Annotated in this window: 5 protein-coding genes; 4 read left to right on the plus strand and 1 reads right to left on the minus strand. The window is 68.3% G+C overall.

Annotated features, from left to right (window positions below):
* Positions 1–2,034, minus strand: coding sequence for a TonB-dependent receptor domain-containing protein (locus tag HMPREF3114_RS12210; RefSeq protein WP_053497024.1), 2,034 nt, complete (start codon positions 2,032–2,034; stop codon positions 1–3).
* A gap of 496 nt (positions 2,035–2,530) precedes the next feature.
* Here HMPREF3114_RS12210 and mdoH point away from each other — a divergent pair, with 496 nt between their 5' ends.
* Genes mdoH through HMPREF3114_RS12230 form a run of 4 tightly spaced genes read left to right on the plus strand, consistent with a single transcriptional unit; the run spans position 2,531 to position 6,955 of the window.
* Complete coding sequence (mdoH, locus tag HMPREF3114_RS12215; protein ID WP_070489851.1) at positions 2,531–4,456, plus strand: glucans biosynthesis glucosyltransferase MdoH; 1,926 nt, start codon at positions 2,531–2,533, stop codon at positions 4,454–4,456.
* Between the two features lie 50 nt (positions 4,457–4,506).
* Positions 4,507–5,166: an alpha/beta hydrolase gene (locus HMPREF3114_RS12220; RefSeq protein ID WP_083297599.1), complete on the plus strand. Its 660-nt coding sequence runs from the start codon at positions 4,507–4,509 to the stop codon at positions 5,164–5,166.
* Between the two features lie 3 nt (positions 5,167–5,169).
* A complete protein-coding gene (locus HMPREF3114_RS12225; protein ID WP_005419547.1) occupies positions 5,170–6,213 on the plus strand; it encodes a sensor histidine kinase in 1,044 nt (347 codons plus the stop codon).
* Between the two features lie 10 nt (positions 6,214–6,223).
* Positions 6,224–6,955, plus strand: a complete 732-nt coding sequence (locus tag HMPREF3114_RS12230; protein WP_053497027.1) for a LytR/AlgR family response regulator transcription factor — start codon at positions 6,224–6,226, stop codon at positions 6,953–6,955.
* The last annotated feature ends 117 nt before the right edge of the window (positions 6,956–7,072 follow it).

Here is a 7,072-nt window from a genome sequence, read left to right on the forward strand (position 1 = left end):
TCAGAACCGCGCGGTCATGCTCAGGAAGTAGCTGCGCCCGGCGACGAAGTAGTCGGTGGAGCCTTCCGCATACAGCTTCTTGTCGGCCAGGTTGCTGACGCCACCGCGCAGGGTCAGCACTTCGTTGACGTTCCATGCCGCGGTCAGGTCATACAGCGTATAGGCCTTGAGGAAGGTCGTGGCGGTGCCGGTCTGCCTGCCGGTGTACTGCGCCGACAGGCTGCCGGAAAACACCGTGCTGGGCGCCCAGTCCAGCGACGAATAGCCGGAGAACTCCGGCGTATCGATCAGGTTGCGGCCGGTGGTCAGGTTCCTGGCTTCCTTCATCCAGGTCGCCGAGGTGCGCCAGCGCCACTGCTCGCCGAAGCGGACGTTGAGGTTGCCTTCCATGCCGCGGGTGCGCGCGCGCTGTACGTTGCTCATGCGCGTCCACCAGATGCCGTTGAACCGGCCCAGCGGTGCGTACTCGATCTTGTTCCGGAAGTCGGTGTGGAAATAGGTCACGCCGACATCGATCAGGTCATTGTCGAAGCTGATGCCGATCTCGCGGTTGGTGCTGGTCTCCGGATCCAGGTCCGGGTTGCCGGCCATGTAGCACCCGCCACGGGTGTAGCCCAGCGGAATCAGCGAGGTGCAGCCGCGGCCCCCGGACTGGGTAGCGGCACTGGCCGAGTTCTCGGTCAGGCTGGGCGCACGGAAGCCCTTGGAGACGCCACCGCGGATCGTCCACTGTTCGGCAGGGTGCCAGACCAGGTACGCACGCGGGCTGACGTGGCCGCCGAACTGCTCGTGATGGTCCAGGCGCGCGCCCACGGTCAGGGCCAGGGTGCGGTGCAGTTTCAGCTCGTCCTCGGCAAACAGCGCCCAGGTGTCCACGTCCAGAGTGGAGCCGCTGACCGCGTTGCCGGCATAGTCGATCGGCGCGCGGCCGATGGTGTCGGTGTTGGTCAGCTCCTGCCGCTTCCATTGGCCGCCTACGGCGAACTGGTGTTCAACGCCGAGGGTGAACGGCGTGGTCAGGCTGCCCTCGATGATCGTATCGGTGGCTTCGGAACGGCCGGCAGCACCGATGTCGTTCCTGTACTCGGTCCAGTACGCACTGATCTTCGAATTGCCGAAGCGCCACTTGCCATCGTGGTTGAGCGCCAGCGAGCTGCGCTTGAGCTCACTGGCACCCCAGGCACCTTCGTCCTGCTTTTCCAGCGACGCATCGATGAAGGCCTGCTGCACGCCGTGCCCGGCTTCCAGCGACAGTTCCTGTGCGTCGCTCAGCTTCCACTGCAGCAGCGCATCGACATTGCGGTCCTTTTCGCCCGCGTAGGCATTGCCGGAGACACCGCCGTTGGAGCGGTCCGAATCGCGGCGCATGCTGTTGGCACCGATGCGCAGGCCGAAGCGTTCGCCCAGCGGCCCGGAGAACGTGGCGCCGATCTGCTGGGTATCGCCGCGCTTGCCGTCAGCCGGGCGGGTGTAGCTGTGGGTGGCGCTGCCGTTCCATTCGTCGCCGATGCGCCGGGTGATGATGTTGATCACCCCGCCCATCGCATCGGAGCCATACAGCGACGACATCGGCCCGCGCACCACTTCGATGCGCTCGATCTGGTCCGGCGAGATCCAGTTCAGGTCCTGGCGGCCGAGGTCGGGGCGATAGTTGGTCGAGGCCGAGCTGCCCATGCGCTTGCCGTCCACCAGCACCAGCGTGTAGTTGGACGGCATGCCACGCAGCTTGATCTTGGACTGCTCGCCGACGGCGCTGAGGCCGCCGGTCACGCCCGGTACGCGGCTGAGCAGGGCGGCCAGATCCGGTACCGGCTGGCGCTCGATGTCCTCACGACTGACCACGCTGATGCTGGCCGGGGCATCCTTGATCCACTGCTGGCTGCCTGAAGCCGTGACCACCACGGTATCCAGGTCCTTGGTGGAGGCATCGGCGGCGGCCTCTGCGGCGGCCAGGCCGGGCAGGGCCAGCAGGCAGGCGGTGGCCAGGCGGGTGCGCGGCAGGCGCGCGGAACGGGAACGGGACGACAGGGACATGACGGCTTCCATGGGAGGTGGGGTGACCCGGTGGAAGCAGCAGGCGCAGGCAGACAGCAGGCAGCCGCCCCTTCCGTGGGTCGTCGGGTGCGCGGTCTGGACCGGCGCAGCTGGGTGGGTCGCGGCCGCGCGGAAGACGGTGACCTGCCTGGTTGATTAAATGATAACCGTTCGCGTTTGTTACGATCCAGTACCGGGGGCGATGCAGTGACATCTGGCCATGCCCTGGCGTGATCGCCTGCTATTTGCTGAATGGGGACAAATCCCGGTGTAGACCTTCGCACCCGGCTTACATTCTGGGCCCTAGACTGGGCCGCATTTTCGATTCCGCCCCGTTGGAGATCGTGTGGGTTCCGGTAGTGACAGACATCGACTGTGCGGCGTGAGGCCGACACAGCCAGGACAAGTGCGGGCGCCGGGAAAGCGCGCCGGGAACCTTGGTGCATGCAGCCCGGCCGGGATGGCCGGCCGTGCCGACGGCGCGGAGTAAGCGACGATGGGGGTGCAGACCATCCATCCGGAAGCAGGAACGCCCCGGCTCGATGCCGGCTGGGCGCTGCTGCCCGCTGAATCGCCATTGCCGATGCCCGAACAGACCCTGCGCGAAGGCGCACTGAAGGTCCGGCGGCATCGCACCTCGCCGCGCCTGATCGGCCTGCGCCGGCTGTACCTGTTTGGTGGCACGCTCGGCATGACCGCCGTGGCTACGCGGATGATGTGGCGGGTGCTGTCGGCCAATGGCATCAGCGTGCTCGAAGCCTGCCTGCTGGTGCTGTTCGTCGGCCTGTTTGCCTGGATCGCGCTCTCCTTTGCCAGCGCCCTGGCCGGCTTCCTGACCGCGGTGTTCGACCGGGGCTATCGCCTGGGCATCGACCCGGACAAGCCGTTGCCGGCCGTGCACAGCCGTACTGCGCTGTTGATGCCGACCTACAACGAAGACCCGCGCCGCCTGCTGGCGGGCCTGCAGGCGATCTACGAGTCGGTGGCGGCCACCGGCCAGCTCGACCGCTTCGACTTCTTCGTGCTCAGCGACACCCGCCGCGAGGACATCGCCGCTGCCGAGGAACAGGTGTTCGCCGAGCTGCGCGAGCGTGTGCCGGAGGGGCAGACGCGCCTGTTCTATCGTCGCCGTGGTGACAACAGCGGGCGCAAGGCCGGCAACATCGCCGACTGGGTCCGCCGCTTCGGCGGTGCCTACCCGCAGATGCTGATCCTTGACGCCGACAGCCTGATGACCGGCGACAGCATCGTGCGCCTGGTGGCCGGCATGGAACACAACGCCGACGTCGGACTGATCCAGACCCTGCCGTCGGTGATCGGCGGCCGCACCCTGTTCGCGCGCATGCAGCAGTTCGGTGGCCGCGTGTACGGGCCGGTGATCGCCCGCGGCGTGGCCTGGTGGCACGGCGCCGAGAGCAACTACTGGGGCCACAACGCCATCATTCGCACCCGCGCCTTCGCCGACCACGCCGGCCTGCCGGCGCTGCCGGGGCGCAAGCCGTTCGGCGGCCATGTGCTCAGCCACGATTTCGTCGAAGCGGCGCTGATGCGTCGTGGCGGCTGGGCCGCGCACATGGTGCCCTACCTCGGTGGCAGTTACGAGGAAGGCCCGCCGACGCTGACCGACCTGCTGGTGCGCGACCGTCGCTGGTGCCAGGGCAACCTGCAGCACGGCAAGGTGGTCGGCAGCCGCGGGCTGCACTGGATCAGCCGCACGCACATGCTGATCGGCATCGGCCACTATTTCACCGCACCGATGTGGGCGATGCTGATGCTGATCGGCATCGCCATCCCGCTGTTCCAGGAAGGCATCGATTTCAACGCCCTGCTGCACCTGTCGCCCAGCGTGTACTGGCGCGCGCAGGATGAAGAGCAGGTGGTGCGCCTGTTCGCCGCCACCATGGCGGTGCTGCTGCTGCCCAAGGTGCTCGGCTACCTGGCAATGCTGCTGGACCCGGTCGACCGCCGCGGTTGTGGCGGTCCGATCCGTGCCTTCGTATCGATGCTGGTGGAAACCGTGCTCGCCGCGCTGATGGCGCCGGTGGTGATGTACGTGCAGTCACGCGGCGTGGCCGAAGTGTTGTCCGGGCGCGATTCCGGCTGGGACGCGCAGCAGCGTGACGACGGCGGCATCTCGTGGATGGCGTTGATCCGTGGCTACGGTGGCCTGGGTGTGTTCGGCGCCTTCATGGGCGTGCTGGCCTGGGCGGTATCGCCGTCGCTGGCGGCCTGGATGGCGCCGGTGGTGATCGGCATGGTTCTGGCCGTTCCGGTGGTGGCGCTGACCTCCTCGCGCGGCCCCGGTGCGTTCCTGCATCGCCTCGGCCTGCTCGATATCCCCGAAGAGAACATCCCGCCACCGGTGCTGGTACGCGCCGCGCAGCTGCGGCGGGAAGCGGCCGCGCAACCGCCGCTGTACTGATTGCCCCGCGCCAGCGGCATAATGCGGCTCGAACTTGAAGGAGCCGCATCATGCTGCAAACGGTGGAACAGGAAACCGGCGCCTCGCCGCAGTGGTCGGTGATCTGGTTGCACGGCCTCGGCGCCGACGGCCATGATTTCGCGCCGATCGTGCCGGAACTGGTGCGGCCGCACTGGCCGGCGCTGCGCTTCGTGTTCCCGCACGCACCCGTGCGGCCGATCACGATCAACAACGGCGTGCCGATGCGCGGCTGGTACGACATCGTGGGCATGGACTTCCGTTCGCGCGCCGACATGGCTGGCGTGCAGGAATCGGTGGTGCAGCTGGACGCACTGATCGCGCGCGAGATCGAGCGCGGCATCGCGCCGGAGAAGATCTTCCTGGCAGGCTTCTCGCAGGGTGGGGCGATCATCCTGACGGCCGCGCTCTCGCGTACCGCGCCGCTGGCCGGCCTGATCGCGCTGTCCACCTATCTGCCCGAAGCCGACAGCGCCACGCGTGTTGACGGCGCGGTGCAGGTGCCGGTGTTCATGGCCCAGGGCAGTGGCGACCCGGTGATCCCGCAGGCCGTCGCAGCGCACAGCGCGCAGGCGCTGCGTACGCTGGGCCTGGATGTGGCGTGGCACAGTTACCCGATGGCCCACCAGGTCTGTGCCGAGGAGATCCAGGCACTGGGTGACTGGCTGCAGGAACGCCTGGGCGCCGCCTGAGCCATGTCGCCGGCCAGCACACCGCCGTGGATGCCGGAACTGTGCCGCCTGCCACGGCTGGCGGCGATGCTCGGCCTGGCCGAGCTGGTGGTGGTGGTACTGGCGCTGGCGCCGGACGGCAGCCGTCACTGGACCTTCGGCGAACTGCTGTCGGCCAGCGGATTCGCGCTGTGGCTGGCGCTGGCGGTGACCGCCAGCCTGTGCCTGCTGCGGCAGACCCTGTCGCGGCTGCCGCCGGTGCTGGGCGCCATTGCGGCGACCGTGCTGGCCACCCTGATCGCGGTGGTCTGCGCCGGCATCGTGCACGCGCTGTACGCGGTGCTGGGCGACAGCTTCGCCAGCGGCATCAGCTTCTGGCGTTTCACCCTCGGCAGCGCGGCAACCACGGCGCTGATCGCCGCGCTGGCGCTGCGCTACTTCTACGTAAGCGATCGCTGGGCCGCGCAGGTGCAGGCCAACGCGCGCGCGCAGGCCGACGCGCTGCAGGCGCGTATCCGCCCGCATTTCCTGTTCAACAGCATGAACCTGATCGCCAGCCTGCTGCATCGTGACCCGGCAGTCGCCGAGCGCGCGGTGCTGGACCTGTCCGATCTGTTCCGTGCCGCGCTGGGGGCGGGCGAGGGCGATTCCACCCTTCGCGACGAATGCGAGCTGGCCGAGCGCTACCTGTCGATCGAATCGCTGCGCCTGGGTGAACGCCTGCAGGTGCGTTGGCAGCGCGACGAGCCGCTGCCATGGGACCTGCCCTTGCCAAGGCTGGTACTGCAGCCGCTGGTGGAAAATGCCGTGCTGCATGGCATCTCGCGCCTGCCCGACGGCGGCACCATCGAACTGCAGCTGGCGCGCGAGGGCAATGAACTGCAGATCCGCGTACGCAACCCGGCACCCGATCCGCAGGCGCCGGGGCTGGCGCTGGCACGCGGCGCCGGCCATGCCCAGCACAGCATCGGCCATCGGCTGGCCTGGCGCTTCGGCAGCACCGCGCGGATGACGGCTGGCTGGAGCGAGGGCTACTATGCCTGCCAGGTGACAGTGCCGATCCAGTGAGGGAACGATCGTGAGGGTAGTCATCGCCGACGACGAACCGCTGGCGCGCGAGCGCCTGCGCAGCCTGTTGGCGGCACAGGACGGCGTGGACGTGGTGGCCGAGGCCGGCAACGGTGAGCAGGCCCTGCACGCGTGCGCGGAGCTGCAGCCGGACCTGGTCCTGCTGGATATCGCGATGCCCGGGCTGGATGGCCTGGAAGCGGCCCGCCACCTGGCCAGCTTCGAACCCCGGCCAGCGGTGGTGTTCTGCACCGCCTACGATGCGCATGCGCTGTCGGCGTTCGAGGCCGCAGCGATCGACTACCTGATGAAGCCAGTGCGTGCCGAACGGTTGGCGGCGGCGATCGCACGTGCGCGCACGTTCCTGGCCGGCCGCGATGGCCGGCCGCAGGAGCACAGCGGGCAGCAGGCACGCAGCGTGCTGTGCGCACGCCTGCGCGGCAGCCTGCGCCTGATTCCGCTGGACGATATCCACTACCTGCAGGCCGAGGAGAAGTACGTGGTGGTGCACCACGCGCGCGGCGAGGACCTGATCGAGGAATCGCTGAAGTCGCTGGAAGAGGAGTTCGCCAGCCGTTTCATCCGCATCCATCGCAACTGCCTGGTGGCGCGCCACGAGCTGGTGGAGCTGCGTCGGGGCTCGGGCGGGCAGGTGCAGGCGGTGTTGCGGCATGGCAAGCAGCCGCTGGAAGTCAGCCGCCGGTGCGTGGCGACGCTGAAGCAGGAACTGCGGCACTTGTGAGAGTTCCGCGCGGCCTGCGGCCGCGACTGCTGTGAAATCAACAGCAACAGCAACAGCAACAGCAACAGCGGGTTGTCGGCTCTGTGTTGTTGCGTGTTGGGTGAGGCGGGATGGGCG

This window comes from Stenotrophomonas sp. HMSC10F07 (assembly GCF_001807895.1).
In the GTDB taxonomy this organism is placed as follows: domain Bacteria; phylum Pseudomonadota; class Gammaproteobacteria; order Xanthomonadales; family Xanthomonadaceae; genus Stenotrophomonas; species Stenotrophomonas sepilia.